This window comes from Rhizobium sp. S163, assembly GCF_030380805.1.
GTDB lineage: Bacteria > Pseudomonadota > Alphaproteobacteria > Rhizobiales > Rhizobiaceae > Rhizobium.
Genome location: NZ_JAUDSA010000012.1, coordinates 499,395 through 515,839, shown reverse-complemented (window position 1 = coordinate 515,839; position 16,445 = coordinate 499,395). Strand labels below are relative to the sequence as shown.

14 protein-coding genes are annotated in these 16,445 nt (G+C 60.8%); 2 read left to right on the top strand and 12 right to left on the bottom strand.

Features of this window, described 5'->3' with window-relative positions; genetic code table 11:
• Nucleotides 1-59 precede the first annotated feature (59 nt).
• From QTL96_RS12100 to QTL96_RS12085, 4 genes are all read right to left on the bottom strand, one after another.
• On the bottom strand, nucleotides 60-959 hold the full coding sequence (locus QTL96_RS12100; protein WP_112818840.1) for a hypothetical protein: 900 nt from the start codon (nucleotides 957-959) through the stop codon (nucleotides 60-62).
• Nucleotides 960-1,003: 44 nt separating this feature from the next.
• Entirely contained in the window at nucleotides 1,004-2,029 is a 1,026-nt protein-coding gene (locus tag QTL96_RS12095) for a glyceraldehyde 3-phosphate dehydrogenase NAD-binding domain-containing protein (protein WP_289727836.1), read from the bottom strand.
• A gap of 202 nt (nucleotides 2,030-2,231) precedes the next feature.
• A complete protein-coding gene (locus QTL96_RS12090) occupies nucleotides 2,232-3,737 on the bottom strand; it encodes a L,D-transpeptidase family protein (RefSeq protein ID WP_289727835.1) in 1,506 nt (501 codons plus the stop codon).
• Nucleotides 3,738-3,989: 252 nt separating this feature from the next.
• On the bottom strand, nucleotides 3,990-5,936 hold the full coding sequence (locus QTL96_RS12085) for a methyl-accepting chemotaxis protein (RefSeq protein ID WP_289727834.1): 1,947 nt from the start codon (nucleotides 5,934-5,936) through the stop codon (nucleotides 3,990-3,992).
• Nucleotides 5,937-5,947: 11 nt separating this feature from the next.
• Here QTL96_RS12085 and QTL96_RS12080 point away from each other — a divergent pair, with 11 nt between their 5' ends.
• Nucleotides 5,948-6,277: a hypothetical protein gene (locus QTL96_RS12080; protein ID WP_162725018.1), complete on the top strand. Its 330-nt coding sequence runs from the start codon at nucleotides 5,948-5,950 to the stop codon at nucleotides 6,275-6,277.
• Nucleotides 6,278-6,473: 196 nt separating this feature from the next.
• On the top strand, nucleotides 6,474-7,328 hold the full coding sequence (locus tag QTL96_RS12075) for a D-amino-acid transaminase (protein WP_162725019.1): 855 nt from the start codon (nucleotides 6,474-6,476) through the stop codon (nucleotides 7,326-7,328).
• A gap of 33 nt (nucleotides 7,329-7,361) precedes the next feature.
• On the opposite strand, the gene QTL96_RS12070 is transcribed toward QTL96_RS12075, so the two are convergent.
• The 8 genes from QTL96_RS12070 to QTL96_RS12035 all read right to left on the bottom strand — a co-directional run bounded on the left by QTL96_RS12070 (nucleotide 7,362) and on the right by QTL96_RS12035 (nucleotide 16,381).
• The gene (locus tag QTL96_RS12070; protein WP_113168299.1) at nucleotides 7,362-7,967 is read right to left on the bottom strand and encodes an alkylhydroperoxidase domain protein; all 606 of its coding nucleotides are present in this window, start codon (nucleotides 7,965-7,967) and stop codon (nucleotides 7,362-7,364) included.
• A 9-nt stretch (nucleotides 7,968-7,976) separates the two neighbouring features.
• Entirely contained in the window at nucleotides 7,977-8,609 is a 633-nt protein-coding gene (locus QTL96_RS12065; protein ID WP_289727833.1) for a CMD domain protein, read from the bottom strand.
• A gap of 24 nt (nucleotides 8,610-8,633) precedes the next feature.
• Nucleotides 8,634-9,695 carry a putative FMN-dependent luciferase-like monooxygenase gene (locus QTL96_RS12060; RefSeq protein ID WP_289727832.1) on the bottom strand — a complete coding sequence of 354 codons (1,062 nt, stop codon included), beginning with the start codon at nucleotides 9,693-9,695 and terminating at the stop codon, nucleotides 8,634-8,636.
• A complete protein-coding gene (locus QTL96_RS12055) occupies nucleotides 9,695-11,383 on the bottom strand; it encodes an ABC transporter ATP-binding protein (RefSeq protein ID WP_112943475.1) in 1,689 nt (562 codons plus the stop codon). Before QTL96_RS12055 ends, QTL96_RS12060 begins: the two co-directional genes overlap by 1 nt.
• A complete protein-coding gene (locus tag QTL96_RS12050) occupies nucleotides 11,380-12,264 on the bottom strand; it encodes an ABC transporter permease (RefSeq protein ID WP_112943474.1) in 885 nt (294 codons plus the stop codon). The genes QTL96_RS12055 and QTL96_RS12050 overlap by 4 nt, the downstream gene beginning before the upstream one ends.
• Nucleotides 12,261-13,205 carry an ABC transporter permease gene (locus tag QTL96_RS12045; protein ID WP_112943473.1) on the bottom strand — a complete coding sequence of 315 codons (945 nt, stop codon included), beginning with the start codon at nucleotides 13,203-13,205 and terminating at the stop codon, nucleotides 12,261-12,263. Before QTL96_RS12045 ends, QTL96_RS12050 begins: the two co-directional genes overlap by 4 nt.
• Nucleotides 13,206-13,255: 50 nt before the next feature.
• Entirely contained in the window at nucleotides 13,256-14,890 is a 1,635-nt protein-coding gene (locus QTL96_RS12040) for a TIGR04028 family ABC transporter substrate-binding protein (protein ID WP_112943472.1), read from the bottom strand.
• Nucleotides 14,891-15,016: 126 nt separating this feature from the next.
• Nucleotides 15,017-16,381, bottom strand: a complete 1,365-nt coding sequence (locus QTL96_RS12035) for an FAD/NAD(P)-binding protein (RefSeq protein WP_183794328.1) — start codon at nucleotides 16,379-16,381, stop codon at nucleotides 15,017-15,019.
• Between the last annotated feature and the right edge of the window lie 64 nt (nucleotides 16,382-16,445).

Below are 16,445 nucleotides of genomic sequence, written 5' to 3'. Positions count from 1 at the left end.
CCGTTATACTCAATTTGAGTATATTCGGGAGAAATAGATATTCTCACAATGAGCATATGTCAATTGCGGACGAGAGGCAGCTTTGTCCCTGACAGAGCGCGTTCTTCGACAACCGTCTGCCGGAAGCGGAAGAGCTTGGCGGGGCGGCCGCCGGTTTCGCTGGCGATGCCGCCTGTTTCCTCGACAAGCTCCTGCTGCTCGATAAGCCGGCGGAAATTCTGCTTGTGGAGGCAAAGGCCCGCCAACGCCTCGACCGTTCGCTGCAACTGCAGCAAGGTGAAAGCGCTTGGCATTAGCTCGAAGACGACCGGGCGGTATTTTATCTTCGCACGCAGCCGCGCTATGCCGGTCGCCAGGATCCTGCGATGGTCGGCAAACATTGGCCGGCCGAAATTATCGCTCACATCACCTGCTTCCGCCACCAGCCCGGCTTCGTATAGCAGCTCGTATCGCTGCAACGTCAGATCCTCGTTCCAGCCACCGTGATCGAGGCCGAAGGTGAAGTCGGCGCGCTGATGACGCTCAGCGCGACGCCTTGGATCGGCATCGGCCCAAACCCTGAGCTTCTCGATGATCGCATCCAGAACTTTGGGCCGTCCCTGGCGGTGATCCTCCCACGGTAGATATTCGTACCATCCGTGCCATGCCGGACGGCCCGCGCCGGGCGCATCCTGTTCGAGTACCAGCCCGAGATAGCTGATCGAGATCGTCCGTCCGCCGCGGATGTCGTTGTTACGATCCCGGTCGGCGAATGTGTAGAGCTGTTCAAGATAGCCGATCGGGTGGCCGGTCTGCTCCTGGATCCATTCGCGCAAGCCGCTCTGCAGCGTGCGATGTCCAAGCTCGAAAGGGCCGGACGGCAAGGCTTCGCCGGAACGCACCGTCATCACACGTGGCTCGTTGCTGGTGACGGCTGCCACAACAGCCATGAGTTCCGCGTGGGCAAGCCCGATCGTCAAGCAATTCTCCCTGAATTTAGCAACATAATTGCACGCTGGCCGCTTTACCGCCTGCCTGCAACCTTTTGCCCCAAGAGGCCTGCAACGTCGAGCATCCGGTTCGCAAAGCCGAATTCGTTGTCGTACCAGCCGAACACGCGAAGCAGCCCACCCGGCGCGATCGATGTCTCCGGACCGGAGATGATCAATGATTCCTGGCGCGCCCGCATGTCCACCGAAACCACCGGCTTCTCCGTCCACCCAAGGACACGCGACGCGGCGACGGCCTTTTGCATCTGCGCACGCGCATCGGCAAGCGACGGGGTGTCTGTCAAGGAGACCGTGAGATCGATCGCCGAAACGCTCGCCGTCGGCACCCTAATGGCGCGCGCCTCGATCGCTCCAGCGAGCGACGGCAAGACCTTGCCGAGAAGCTTGTGCGCGCTGGTGGTTGTCGGAACCATTGAGAGCGCGGCGGCGCGGCTTCTCGCGAAATCGTCACGCGGCTGGTCGACCGTGGGCTGGCTGCCCGTGTAGCAATGGACAGTGGTCATCTGGCCGCCCACCACGCCCCAGGCATCGTCGATAACCTTCAGCAAGGGAGCGAGCGCATTGGTCGTGCAGGAGGCGTTGGAGACGATAAGGTGATCCCCGAGCATTTCCTCGTTGGCCCCCAGAACCACGGTCACGTCGGCGGCCTCGGCGGGCCCTGAGATCAAGACGCGTTTCGCACCGGCTTCCAGCGCACGGGAAATGAACTCGCGTGTATAGGGTTGGCCCGTGCACTCGAGAAAGACGTCGACACCGGACAGATCAAGCTCGCGGACATCGCGAACATTGTGGAAGGCAATCAGCCTGTCGCCCACCTGCAGCGCCTGTTCGCGGGCCACGACCTCTTCCGGCCAGGGGCCGAAAACACTGTCGTACTGGAAGAGGTAGGCGCAGCTTTCCGGCGCGGCGACATCGTTGATCAGGACGAGCTCGAAGTCCCCACCTTTGCTCAGCAGGATACGCAACACCGTTCGGCCGATGCGACCGAAACCATTGATGGCTATTTTCGTCTTCTGCTTTGTCATCGGCGCGAGGCTCACATTGCTTCTCCCTGCTCGGTACGCCGGTCACGTCGATTTCGCAACATGACCGTGTGCTCCGCATGACGATCTGTTGCAGGCGCGCGCCGCATAGGCAACCACCACGATGTCGCAGGAGCATTCAAGCAATACGATAGCGCTAGCCCGGCCGGGCGGACGGGTTTCACGAGCAGAGATCAGAAGCGAACCGCTAAGAGGGCACTTAAAGCGCGGCGCGACTTGCCGACGTGGCCCTTATCGCACTCAGCGTCTGCGCATCGCGACCGTAGATATCATCGTAATAATGGATGATGCCGTCAGCGGTCGGCCACGCGGTGAAATAGGAGACATAGACCGGAATTTCCTCAGGAACCGGAACGTCCTTCTTGTCACCAGCCGCAATCTCCTGATTAACCGAATCCACCGACGTTTTCAGCACGGCCGCCGCCATGGCGCGCGGGTTTTCCAGACGGACGCAGCCGTGGCTGAACATCCGGTCCTGCGAGGCAAACTTCCCACGTGCCGGCGTGTCATGCATGTAGATGGCATGCGGATTTGGAAATAGGATTTTCAACTGGCCAAGAGCATTATCGGCACCTGGCGGCTGCACGACGGCGATATTCTCCAGCGGCTGTGTCCAGTCGACCTTCGCCGAGGGCATCGGCTTGCCGTTGACGGCGACCTTGTAGCCCTCGCGGTCGAGATAGGACGGATCCTTCTTCAAGTGCGGAAGCATCTCGTTCTTAATGATCGACTGTGGGACACCCCAATCCGGATTGAACTCGACCGTCTTGATCGTCGCATCGAAGAAATTCGTCTGATGGTCCTGCTGCCCGATAACCGCTTTCATCGAGAGCGTGACATCACCGTTTTCGGTGTAGTAGGCCATGTAGGCGGGTTGATTGATGAATACATAGCGGTCCGGAAACTCCTGCGGCATCCAGCGCAGTTCTTCCATCGCCACGGTCACCTTGTTGATGTTGACCGTCGTATCGCCACCCTGGCCGGAGCTTCGCAGCCAGTGCAGTTCCGCCGCAAGCTGCGCGAATTTCGGACTGCTGGGCATGAAACGATCGACGGCCGACATCAGGTAGGGGGCGGCTGCCAATCGGGCAAGCGTCGCCTGCAAATCGACTGGCTTGCGCTTGAAATCGTAATAGTTCGAAAGCTTGTTCGGATCGATGCGGCCCCGGAAATTGTCCTGGAGGAACATCAGCATCTTGTTCGACAGGGAGAGCTCGAATGTTGCCAGAGCCTTCGATTGATCGGCAGAATTTTGCCGACCCTGACCCAGCGCTTCCGCAATGGCGTAGTCGGCTGCGGTCAGTCCCCAGTCGTCCGCTTGCTTTAGGAGCGCCAGCGCCTGGCGGGCTCTAGCGTTCGGACCCTTTGCGTCTACCCAGATCAGCTTGGCTTTTGGCTGGCTATAATAAGCTTCTAGCGATGCGGCTATGTCGCTGTTCATCTGCAGAGACAGACCGCCCATCTCCCGCATGATCTTCGCGGGGTTGCCCGCGCCGCCGTCGAACAGCGTTGAAAGGACGGAATCATCGCCTGCCCGCGTGATGTGAACCAAGCGGCGGTCCGGCACGGCATAGCCTTGCGCCACGGAAGCCTGCGTTGCCGGAGCCACCGACTGCGGCTCGGCGTGCGCACCGATCCCGCTCGCCACAAGCGCCAGCATGCTCACCAGAGTTAGCTTCAGGCGTGAAGCCGACATGTCTGCCATTGAATATCCCCAACACTTAACGCGCAAAACCATGCGAGATGGCACATGTCTTCGCGATCCTTTACCACGGACTAGAAGCGGCAACATTCAGGCAGAACCTTGGCGGATGCAGATCACGAGAGGTTGAAAACGATACTTCGGGCGAGCGCCGCTTTCTGCAAAAAGCGACGTGTAGCGAAAATGTCGCACAAACTGAAGTCGCGGAGGCGGCACCCGAGCGTCGGACAACGCCCGGGTGCCGGCTCACGATAATCAGAAGTCTTCCCAGGCCTTCTCCGCGACCGCCGACGCTCGGCCACCAAAGGCCGTCGCAATCTTTCGCCCGAGCGCCCGCGCGGGCGATGCAACGCCGGGGCTCGTGGGTGACGCCTCCCGCACCACGCCTGCAACGACCGCCGGGCGCTGAGCCTCTTCATCAAGATTGAAGCGCGCGAGCAACTGGTTGAGCGAAGCCGCGTCTCTGGCAAGGCTGTGGCTTGCCGCGGTCGACTGCTCCACCATCGCAGCGTTCTGCTGGGTGCCCTGGTCCATGGCATTCACGGCCGTATTAATTTCCTGCAGACCGATCGACTGCTCGCGCGCCGACTTCACGATCGCGTCCACATGGCGATTGATCTCCTGGACCTCGGCAACGATGACCTCCAGCGCCGTTCCCGTGTTTCCGACCAGCTCAACACCTGAACGGACATGGTCGCCGGACATGATGATCAGCGCCTTGATCTCCTTGGCCGCCTGAGCCGATCGTTGGGCGAGTTCGCGCACTTCCTGGGCAACGACCGCGAAACCCTTGCCGGCATCGCCGGCACGGGCGGCCTCGACGCCTGCGTTGAGCGCCAACAGGTTCGTCTGGAAGGCGATCTCGTCGATGACGCTGATGATGTTGGTGATCTCGCCCGAGGAGCGTTCGATTTCCTTCATCGCCACGACGGCGTCGCGGACGACCAGTCCGGACTTTTCGGCTCCGGTGCGCGCCTGCGCAACGAGATTGCCCGCATCTTCCGCCCGCTTGGTGGCGTCCTTCACAGTGGTGGTGATCTCTTCCAACGCTGCAGCCGTCTCCTCGACGGAAGCGGCCTGCTGTTCGGTGCGTCTCGAAAGATCGTCGGCCGCAGAACGGATTTCATTGGCGCTGGCATCGATGCCCCGCGCGTTGCGACCGACTGCGCGCAGCGCCTCGCTGAGGTTCCCGGCGGATTCGTTGAAGTTCTTCCTCAACGCATCGAGATGGGCGACGAACGGCGTGTCGATGCGATAGGCGACGTCGCCCTGCGCCAACCGCCCGAGTGCGTCACCCAGCTGATCGACGGCGAACTTGGTGTCGGCTTCGTCCCTGGCTTTTTGCGCGTCACGCGCCGCCCGTTCCTGGTCCGAGAGACTGCGATTTGCCTCCGCCTCGTTTTCAAGACGGATTCGCTCGAGGGCGTTATCGCGGAACACGGAGACGGCTCTTGCCATCTGGCCGACCTCGTCACGCCGATCCTGGCCATCGACACCGCCTTCGGCATCGCCGCGGGCAAGCGATATCATTCGTTCGCGCAATTTCGCGATCGGCGCGGTGATGCCGCGCGAAGAGACGAAGAGGGCCATGCCTGTGCTCGCCGCGAACACGATGGTTAGGACAACGAGCGAGATCAAAATGGTCGATCGTGTCTGCTCGGTCAGCGCGCTGGCTCGGGTATTGATGTTTTTCTTCATCAATGTGGTTAGGTCCCGCATATCTGCCAGCAAAGGCTTGATGAGCAGATCGGCGCGAGCCAGGGCGCTCTTCGCCTCGGCATCGCGCCCTTCCGCGCCCAGTTTCACCGCATCGTCCATTTGAGCGGTGAGGTTCTTCGACCTTGCGATGAAATCGTCGATCGCGGCAGTATCCTCGGGGCGGCCACCCTTGGATTGCTCCAATCGGCTGATCAGGCTTGCGGTGTTCTCCTTGTAAAAATCGTTCGCGACTTTGGAGCCCGGATCCTGCACGTCGTAGGCCAGTGTCTGGTAGGCAGCATAGCCGACGGAAACCAAGCTTCTCGTGGAGGCAACAAGATCCACTTCCGCCTGATAGTCATCGGAAATGAACTCGGAGTAGGTGGAATCCACCGTTTTGAATCTGTCGGACATGAAGAGCGTGGCGCCGATGCCCACGACACAGATCGGAATAATCAGGGAAAGAACTTTGGTACGAATAAGCGCATTTTTCAGAAACGACATATGACCTCTACGTGACAGGGATCGATGATCGACTGTCGCGAGGTCGCAATACCTCACTCGCCAATACGGCGCCGAGCATCGGTGTCGCGTCAACGAATGAGACCGACAATCCAATGGTTCTAGCCGCCAATCAATTCATCGATCGGATAGGTGATATCGACATGGCAGAGATCGTGGCCATCATGGCGGCTCGGGCGGATTCTACCAGTTACGAAACTCGGCCCGAGGTAAAGGATTTTTCAGTAAGTATGATCGAAAAGCAGGTCGCCTTGCGGGACACCAGTCAGCACAGTCCCCACGGGCCGACTGGTCAAGCGGTTGCATTCCAAGGCTATTTGTAAATTGGATCGACGTCGCGCCACAATCAGTCTTTGCTGGAATCAGTTTTCATAAAAATTAAAGTATATGGCGGGGAGGGCCGCATTGACGCAGACACGGCAAGTGCGGCAGTGACGGCGCGCATGTTGCGTGACAAACTCGCCGCCGATGGAATCGACCAAGGTCCTTCCCACGCTGAAATCTGAACGAGGAACAATCTTGACCCGTACCGTATATCTGAACGGCAGCTGGCTCGCCGAGGCCGACGCAAAAGTCTCCGTATTCGACCGCGGCTTCCTGTTCGCCGACGCGATCTACGAGGTCACCGGCGTTGTCGGCGGCAAGCTGCTTGAATATGCCGGTCACGCGGCCCGCCTTCGGCGATCCACGGCCGAACTCGGGATTACCTGCCCGCTGACGGAAGAGGAGTTGCTTGCCGTTCATCGCGAGATCGTCCGCAGGAACGACCTTCAGGAGGGCCTCATCTATCTGCAGATTTCGCGCGGCGCCGCCGATCGCGACTTTGCCTTCCCAACCGACGCTACGCCGACATTGGTCCTGTTCACCCAGGCCAAGGCCGTGCTCGACAATCCGAAGGTGAAGACCGGGATTTCGGTGGCGTTGGTTCCCGATCAGCGCTGGGTTCGGCGCGACATCAAGACGGTCCAACTGCTTTATCCGTCGATGGCGAAGATGCAGGCCGCATCCGTCGGCGCCGACGACGCCTGGCTGGTTGAAGACGGCTTCGTCACCGAAGCAAGTTCAGCAACCGCACACATCATCAGCAAGGACGGGACACTGATCACGCGCGGCCTGTCGAACGCGATCCTGCATGGCATAACGCGCCTCAGCGTTCTCGACATCGCCCGCTGCGCCGGACTTGCCGTCGAGGAGCGCGCTTTCACGCCTGACGAAGCAAGGAATGCCGCCGAGGCCTTCATCACCTCGGCGACGAGTTTCGTTCTACCTGTCACCTCGATCGACGGGCAACCGATCGGCGATGGCAAGCCGGGGCCTGAAACGCTGAAGCTTCGCCAGCTTTATATCGAAAACAAACTGGCGAACGCGATCTGATCCTTCCCGTCGTCCATTTGCGGGCGAAAGCCGCTATTTCGCCGGGGTGGGCTCGCCAAGCGAGAGCATCAGGCGGTTCGCCCAGTTGAAGAAGGCGGCGCCGTGAATGACATCGGCGATCTCGAGATCGTCGAGACCCTCTTTGTGCAGCCGGTCGATCTGCTCCGCTCCGAATGCCGAGGGCGTCGCCGTCAAGGCGACCGATGCTTCGACCACGGCTTTCCAGCGACGGCTGGAAAGATCGGCATCGGTGCCTTCGTCGAGAAGCTTCTGAACCTCTTCGGTGCGCTTAGAGTGGTGCGAGGCAAAGCGGGAATGCACGGAGGCGCAGAAGATGCATCCATTGCTGCGTGATGCGGCCGTCGCCGACAGCTCACGCTCGGCGCGCGGCAAACCGGCCTCGGTGTTGTAGAAGATGTCCTTGTCCGTCTTGGTGCGGGCTTCGAGAATCTCCGGATCGCGTGCAAGCAGCATGAAATATGGGGACTTCGCCCGCGAGGCGTCGACGAGGCCGGTCCAGTGCCGTTCGGTGAGCTCTCCCTCTGAAAGCGGTTCGAGCCAGGGCGTCCAGCCGATTTCAGCTTGCGTGAAGGCAGTCGGACGATTTTCAATCTGAGGATGGATGACAATATCGGTCATGACGGCTCCTTATTCCGCGGCGGCGCGTGGAGCGCGCGCCTGCACTGCGGTGCCGAGCGCAGAAAGCGCGGCAACGACACGGATCTGGAAAGAGAGAAAGGCAACGAGCTGCGAGAGGGTGACGATGGCGGTTGTTGTCCAGCTGGCGTTAAGCAGCTTCTGCAACGCATCCGGGCTCGCTTCGCGCGGACGAAAAACAAGGAGATGCGCATGCTCCAGGGCCGCCGACAGTTTGGCGCCAAAAACGGCACGACCAAAATCCGATACGCTGTAGACCGGCCCAGGCCTGTCTTCGACCGACAACGGACCCGTCGGGTAGTGCCCATAGGGCCCCTCGGTTACAGCCTTGATAAGTTCCGTCCTCACCGCAGCCGCAAGGGACGCGCCGCCGCTCGCTTCGCTTAGACCGGCCACGTAGAACTCTGTGGCGCCAGCCGCTTGGTGAAGGCCGGCGACGAAAGCCGCAAGCACAAGCCGCTCGGCGCGCGTGACGTCCGTCTCGTTCACGGGCTCGAAGAGCGCGAGATAGCTCTTCTGGGCGTTGATGCGGGTTTCCGGGCGCTGGTTGCGGATGCGATCAAGAAACGAGCCTGGCTCGATGGCCGCCAGAAGGTCGATGATGTCGGGTGACTGCGTACTCATATGGGTTCCTTTCCTGGTGGCAGCCTAAGCCGTGGCCAAGCGTCGTTCCTGTGTTTTCGCGTTCGCCGGCCTTGAAGTGTTTGGGTTCCAGCCAAGCGCGGGCGCGACTTCGCCGGCGATCAGTTCCAGCGATCGCAGGATGTACTCGTGCGGCGGATCGACGGAATGGACCTGGAAGACGAGATCGGTAACGCGCTCAAGCGCCGTGTCGGCTTTCAAGGAGGCGACCACATCCTCAGGCGTGCCAACATGGACATCGAACGCCCGGATGAGATCTTCAGTCCTGGTGCTTGCCACCTTGTGGCCGCTGGCAATGAAACGCTCCGCGCTGCGGCGAAGCCCTATTTCTGCGAAGTGAAGTGCCTGCTGGCGATCGTCGGCCACGAACAGGCTTCTTGATCCGAGGATACGCGGCGCCCTGCCCTGCGGCAGGTTTTCGAGATAGGCGTCGATGATCGGATTTTGCAGCTCCCAGAGCCGCGTGTCGGGTGCATCCGCTGAGCGCGGCTGTGTGCGCGACAGCATCAGCCCATCACCATCGCGCCCTGCCCGCTCGCCGCCGCCGACCGAAAATGTTGCCTGCCAGACCCGGTCCAGAAGATGCGGCGCGGTGGGATAGAGCCGGCTGTCACCGGCAAGCGGCCGTCCCGCCCAAGCGTCGCGGACGGTTGCCAGGCTTTTGGCATAGACAGCTGCGCGACCACTGCTCTCCAAGCCGAAAGGCAGGAAGGACGTCGGCGTTCCACCCGTTCCGAAGCCGATTTCGAGACGATTGTTCGAGAGAATGTCGAGTACGGCGGTATCTTCGGCCACACGCACCGCGCTTTCCATCGGCAGCGTGATCACGCCGGTCCCGAGCCTGATCCGCGAAGTCCGAGCCGCGAGCTCCGCCAGGAAGATCAGCGGCGACGGGAGACCGCCTTCGTCACCATCAAAATGATGCTGCGCCACCCAGGCGCTGTCGAAGCCAAGTTTCTCGGCATGAACGATCTGCTCGGCAACCAGCCGGTAGCGCGTGGCCGCATCGACCTGATCGAGCACGCGACTGAAAAAGCCCAGGCGCTTCGGCGAGATTGCCTTCGTCATCATTTGCTTCCCGTATTCGTCAAGGTGGATGATCCCCGTGCAGGGGTGAATGTCTTGCCCGGAATTGCGGCGATGAGATCGCGCGTATAATCGCTTGCCGGGTTGCCGAAGACCTGATCGACCGGGCCGCTGTCGACCAGTTTTCCGCCGTTGAGCACCGAGACCGTGTCGGCGATCTGGCGAACGACGGCGAGGTCGTGTGAGACGAAGAGATAGGTCAGGCCGAGCTCGCGCTGAAGATCGCCGAGCAGAGCCAGAATCTGCGCCTGCACCGTCACGTCGAGAGCGGAGACGGCCTCATCAAGCACCAGGATTTTCGGCTTCAATATCAAGGCGCGGGCAATGGCGACGCGTTGCCTCTGCCCGCCTGAAAGCGCCTGTGGCCGCCTGTCCAGCACATCATCCGGAAGCCCGACCTTGGCGATGATCGCATCAACCCGCGCCATTCGCTCGCCTCGCGCCACCGGCTCGAAGTTCAAAAGCGGCTCCTCGACGATGCGCCGGATCGTCTGACGCGGATCGAGCGAGCCGAAGGGGTTCTGGTAAACGAGCTGTATCGTCTTGCGGAAGAGCCGCAACGTCTCGCCGCGCAACTCCGAAAGCGGCAGGCCATCGACGAGCACCCGACCCGACGTCGGCTTTTCGAAGGCCGAGATGATGCGGATGCTCGTCGTCTTGCCCGAGCCGGATTCGCCGACGAGGGCGTGCGTCGTGCCCCGCCGAACGGAAAACGATATGTCGTCGACCGCACAGAAGCGCCCGTCACCGCCGATGCCGAAATCCTTGACCAGGTTTTCGACGACAATGATGTCGTCGCTTCGTTGATCCAGCGGCGACGTTGTCACGATACGCGGGCGTTGGTTGAGTGATGGCGCGTCCAACAGGAGCTGGCGCGTATAGGCGCTCTTGGGGGCGGCAACCACATCCGCGGTGCGACCTTCCTCCTGGATACGACCGTTCTTAAGCACGATCAGCCGATCCGATCGGTCAACCGCCACGCCAAGATCATGTGTAACGAGAAGGATCGCGGTACCATATTCCCGGCGAAGCTCATCGATCAGATCGAGAATGTGTTTCTGCACCGTCACGTCGAGCGCGCTTGTCGGCTCGTCGGCGATGATGAGCGCAGGCTTCAACGCGATGGCGATGGCGATCAGCACGCGTTGCTTCATGCCACCGGAGAGCTCGTGTGGATATTGCTGCGCGCGCAGCCTCGGCTCGCTGAGACCGACCCGTTCCAGAAGCTCGACAGCCTGCGCATAGGCAACCGGACCCGATGCCTTGCCATGTATGGCGAGAATTTCGGCCACCTGCTTGCCGATCGTCTTGACGGGATTGAGCGAATTGCCAGGGTCCTGCGGCACAAGGCTGATGACCGCGCCGCGAACGCCGTCGAGCCGCCGTTGCGGCCAGCCGGCGATCTCCTCGCCGTTCAATCGGATGCTGCCAGCTTCAAGCCTGCCGTTGTCAGGCAGGAGGCCGATGATCGCCTGCGCCGTCGAGCTCTTGCCCGAGCCGGATTCACCGACCAGCGCGACGACCTCGCCGGGATTGACACGGAAATCTATTCCGTGAACGGCAGTCCGGCTTCCGCCGCGGCCTTCATAGCTAACCGTAAGTCCTGCAACATCGAGCACTGGCGATGGCTGGAATGGGTCCCTTGGCAGATCGTTCGGTCTTATCGTCATCTGTCTCCTCCTCCGATTGCCTGGCTGATGCGGTTGACGCAAAGCACCACGAGAACAACGACGACGCCCGGCGCTGCTGTCAGCCACCACGCGGTCGCGATGTAATTGCGACCCTCGGCGATCAGGAGCCCCCATTCCGGCGTCGGTGGCGGCGCGCCGTATCCGAGGAAGCCGAGCGTCGACAATTGCAGGATTGCCGATCCCACCTGTAGCGCTGCGAAGGCGATGACAGAGGTCAGCGAATTGGGCAGGATATGGCGCCAAAGGACGCTCAGAAACCTGCCGCCGCTGCCGAAGGCCGCTTCGACATACTCGCTGCGCCGGACCGTCACGACTTCGGAGCGCACGATGCGGGCGAAGCTCGCGACCGAGGTAATGCCGACAGCGATCGCGGCGTTGAGCGTACCGAAGCCGAGAAGGATGATGATGCTGAGGGAGAGCAGCAGGACAGGGATCGACAGCAGGACATCCACCAGCCGCATGATCACGGTTTCCGTGCGGCCTCCGAGCGAACCGGCAAGCACGCCAAGCGTGGTTCCGAGAGCAAGCCCGATCCCGACGGCCGCCAGGGCTCCGGATAGCGAATGCACGGAGCCATGCACGAGGCGTGCGAAGAGATCGCGCCCAAGTGCATCCGTTCCAAGGATATGCGTCAGGCTCGGCGCTTTCAGCTGCTGGCCGGGAAGTCCCTTGATCGGATCGTAGGATGTAAACAGCAACGGAACGACGGCCCACAAGAGGACGATCACAAGCACGACGACTGCGAGCACGAGGCTGACATCGACACGCTGCCTGCGTGGCGCATTGGCCGATGCCGGATTGCCGACGCTGTCGGCATTAGCGATTTCGAGTGGGCGTTCGGCGACATCAAGGCTCGTCATCGTGCAGTCTCCGGCTTGGCTTTGAGCCGCGGATCGAGAATGGGGTAGAGAAGATCGACCAGAAGATTGACGGTGACGAAAGCAGCGGCCGACAGCACGACGATCGCCTGCAACACCGCCACGTCCTGGAAATTGACCGCCTGCTCGGTGAGGCTGCCAATGCCGTTGAGGCCGAAGACGGTTTCAGTGATCACGGCGCCGGCAAGGAGTTCACCGAACAACACGCCGCCGACGGTCAGCACGGGCAGAACCGCGTTCTTCGCGACGTGCCGCCACAGAACCCCGGCATGCGATGCTCCCTTGGCGCGCGCCACGGCAACAAAAGGCCGCGTTTTGACCTGGTCGATGTTTCGGAGAAGGATCTGTGCCAGCGGCGCGGAAATGGGAACGGCGATGGCAAGCACGGGCAATATCAAGCCTTCCCACGGTCCCGGATTGATCACAGGAACCAACCGCAGGCGAAACGAGAAAATCTGGATCAACATGATCCCGAGCCAGAAGGTCGGCACGGACACGAATAGCGAGGGCACCGACTGAATGATGCCGCGCAGCCTGCCAAAGCCCTGGATGTTGGCGAGGATGGCCAAGAGGACGGCAATCGCGACGGCAACGACGAAAGCAAAGCCGGCGAGGCGGACCGTGGGAGGCAGGTTCGTCGCAAGCTGTGCGCTGACGGCCACGCCTGCCTGCAGCGAGTAGCCGAAGTCGCCGACCAGGAACCGTCCAGCGGTGTGCAGATACTGCGTCAACACGGTGCCGTCAGCTGCGTATGCCGCGCGAATGTCGGCCAGTTGCTCGGGGCTCAGGCCATATTCCGGGTTCTGGAATTTGATCAGCACGGCATCTCCAGGCATCGCCTGCAAAAGGACGAAAGAGATCGTGAATGCGGCCCACAGCACCAGCAGTGCCTGACCTATGCGTGACGTAATGTAGCGGGCCATACCGATCCCTTCGCGTCAGGGGCGTGCCCGGCGAACGCCGGGCACATCGTTCAGTGCGCGGCAATCCAGGTGCCGTAAAAGCTCGGGCGACCGACGGCTTCGAAAGCGACGCCATTGACGTAAGGAGCGCCAGCGAAGGCTTGCGGCTCCTCGAAGATCGGGATCGCGTAAGCCTGGTCGATAACGTAGTTCTGGACATCGCCGGCGATCGCCAACCGCTTGGCGCGATCAGGCTCCGAGGACAGTTTCTCAAGCAACCCGTTCAGCTTGTCGTCGACGAAGGATTTGACCTTGTCGCTGGGCCCGCCTTTCTGGCGAAGAACGTCCCGGTTCTTCGGATAGTATTGGCTCTTGATGACGTCAGGATCGGCGCGGCCGACCATAGCAGGAGAGACCGGCGTCTTTGCGGGATCCAGGTCATCGACGGTCTTGCTGCCAGCGTCGCCCGCAAGGACATTGAGCGTCACGCCAAGCTTTGCCCACTGTTCGGCGACGAGCTGAAGCGTCGCCTTGTTTTGCGGTTGGGGTGGCGATTCATAAGCGGTCAACACCAGCGGCTGCCCATCCTTTTCGCGAACGCCGTTAGCGCCAGGTTTCCAGCCGGCTTCGTCGAGAAGTTTGGCAGCCTTGTCACCGTCATAGGCGAGCTTGGGCGACAGATCGACATAGCCTTGCGCAGTGGAGGCTATGATCGATTTCGCTTGCGGATAGTTTGCCGAGAACAATGTCGAGATAATTTCGGCGCTGTTGGTCCCGTGAAGCAGTGCCTGGCGCACCCTGATATCCGAGACAAGCGGATTGTCTGGCCGGAACACGACGCTGTTGTTCACGCCGCGCGTCGAAGCGGCGTAGATCTTGTAGCCCTGGCTTTCGACCTGTTCTTCGTCATAGGCCTGAACCTGGCGGATGAAGTCCGCCTGTCCCGACAGCAGTGCGCCGATCCGCACGCTGTCTTCGCCGGTGATGATGTATTTGATGCCGTCGAGATAAGCGCGCCCCTGATGTTCGAGCTTTGTCGGGCCCCAGCCGTAATCGGTGCGTACCTTCAGGCTAAGCTCCTTGCCGAGCGTCTCGCTGTCAACGACGAAGGGACCCGAACCGACTATCTTGGTCGCATCGCCGAGCTGATCAAACGGCAGGGCAAGCGTCTTCAGCGACACAAGGCCGGATCCAATGACCGACGTACCCTGCAGGAAGCCCGGAGATGGCTTCTTGAAATAGAACTTCACCGTCAGCGGATCGATGACCTCGGAACGATCATAATTGTTGATCACTTCCGATACCGGCTGTTTCAGCTCCTTGTTGCCAAGACCGAAGGTATCGAAATTCTTGGCGACCGCGTTGGCATCGAGCGGCGAGCCGTCCGAGAAGGTCACGCCCTTGCGCAGCTTGAACGTATACTCGGTGGCGTTTTCGTTCACCGTCCAGGATTCGGCGATCCACGGTTCGATCTCGAGCGTCTTCGGGTTCTGATAGGTCAGCTTGTCGGTGATCTGGTTCAGTACCCCACCGTTCGGATAAAAGCCCCCGGCCGGTGGATAGAGGTTGGTGTGGGGCTGTTGCTCCAGATAGATCAACGTGCCACCTTCCACGGGCTTGACGGGTTCCTCGGCCCAGGCGTGTGCAGCGGTTGCCGCGATCGTGCCGGCAAGAAGAAGGCTCTTTAACGTCGTCGTGAAGCTCATCGATTTTCCCTCTGAAACAGATGAGAAACGATAATTGGATAGGCATATAGTATATAGAATTAGTATTCTATAATCGCCAAACTACGGGGAAATTCTCCGATGCGGTCAGCGCAAACCTTTGGAATTTTACCCCAACACGCCATCGGAGATCCGCTTCGCAACAGCGCGAGCCTGCGTGCGAATATCCGGAACCGCTGTGATCTCCCAGAACTGACCGGCCGTCAAAGCACCCACCGCGTAAAGCGCCGGAGCCCCCGGATTGTCGTGCAGGACGGCCGAAGCGGCGTCTACGCCGATGCCGAGGCCCAGCGTATCCGCTTTGATCACCCCTTGGCGCATCATCTGCTGCAAGAGCGGTGAGTGCCCGATGCCTGCTCGCTCCACACCGGTGCAATTGACCAGCCAGTCGCATTCGATCGTTGCAACGTCATTGGCTGCGCGCTTACGGTAGTGCAGCATCAGCTGGTTATCGACTTGCGAAACGTCCTGAAGATAACCCGCATGGATCGAAACCTGACCGCTTGCGACCATCTCACGGAAGCGATCGTTGACATCAGGCGCCACACGGTGGCGGTGGATGTTCCACCATGGCAGCCCGTGGCGCAGAAACCGCATGCGTTCGGCTTGCGGCAGGCGCTGCCAGAGCGCCTGGGTTCTCGGCCGCAATGTGTCCATGACGCTGCGCCAATCACCGGCGCGCCGACTTTCACTGCGCAACTGACGCAAGATTTCGCTCATCCTATCAGGAAGATCGGCGGGATCGAAATCGGCGGGAGGCTTCGGCGCTCTTGCGTGCCCGTGCGGAACAAGGCCGCGGCGCGACAGCACATCGATCTTGCCTCGAAATCCTTGCGCGAACAGCGCCAGCACCTGATCGATCATGGTGAGGCCGGAACCAAGGATACAGACCCTGTCGGACGCCTCCACGCGGCGAAGCCAGGACAGGCGCCATGGGTTTTCGATTGTCCTGTCGCGCGCCTCGGCCGGAAGTCTGGAAAGATCGACCGGAAGCGGCGCGTTCCCCACGCCCAGGCAAAGCACGACATGACGCCCGACAATCTCATCACCATTATCAAGCAGAAAGCCGAGCGTCGCGCTGTAGCGCTCCACGCAACCGGTCGCCTTCGCACGGATGAAATCGACCTTGCAGCGTGGTCGCTTGTCCCGCAGCAACGCGGCGAGCGTATCGCGAACATAGAGGCCGTAATCCTGACGCGAGGCGAAATCGCCGTCTCTCAATGGGCGTTTGCGCTCCGTGAGCCAGCTGACAAACGCATCCGGCCTGTCCGGAAACAGGCTCATCCGGCCGGCCGGGACGTTCAGCCTGTGGAGATAGAGTTCGGAACGATAGGCCGTTCCGCGACCAAAACCCGGATCATCCCCCACCACGGCGATCTTCGCGGACGGAGGAAGCAGTTCGATCAGGTTGCAGACCGTGGCAATCGCCGAAAAGCCTGCCCCCACTACCACTACGTCATAGCTCATCCGCATCCCCTGCATTCAAGCAATGACGTGGTTCGCGCGTCGAGAGTTTCAAGGCCGACTTCAATAGACT

Coding starts and splice junctions, on each gene's coding strand:
- QTL96_RS12090 (WP_289727835.1), bottom strand. CDS start 3,737: ATGGCAGACATGTCGGCTTCACGCCTGAAGCTAACTCTGGTGAGCATG.
- QTL96_RS12085 (WP_289727834.1), bottom strand. CDS start 5,936: ATGTCGTTTCTGAAAAATGCGCTTATTCGTACCAAAGTTCTTTCCCTG.
- QTL96_RS12070 (WP_113168299.1), bottom strand. CDS start 7,967: ATGACCGATATTGTCATCCATCCTCAGATTGAAAATCGTCCGACTGCC.
- QTL96_RS12065 (WP_289727833.1), bottom strand. CDS start 8,609: ATGAGTACGCAGTCACCCGACATCATCGACCTTCTGGCGGCCATCGAG.
- QTL96_RS12060 (WP_289727832.1), bottom strand. CDS start 9,695: ATGACGAAGGCAATCTCGCCGAAGCGCCTGGGCTTTTTCAGTCGCGTG.
- QTL96_RS12055 (WP_112943475.1), bottom strand. CDS start 11,383: ATGACGATAAGACCGAACGATCTGCCAAGGGACCCATTCCAGCCATCG.
- QTL96_RS12050 (WP_112943474.1), bottom strand. CDS start 12,264: ATGACGAGCCTTGATGTCGCCGAACGCCCACTCGAAATCGCTAATGCC.
- QTL96_RS12045 (WP_112943473.1), bottom strand. CDS start 13,205: ATGGCCCGCTACATTACGTCACGCATAGGTCAGGCACTGCTGGTGCTG.
- QTL96_RS12040 (WP_112943472.1), bottom strand. CDS start 14,890: ATGAGCTTCACGACGACGTTAAAGAGCCTTCTTCTTGCCGGCACGATC.
- QTL96_RS12035 (WP_183794328.1), bottom strand. CDS start 16,381: ATGCGGATGAGCTATGACGTAGTGGTAGTGGGGGCAGGCTTTTCGGCG.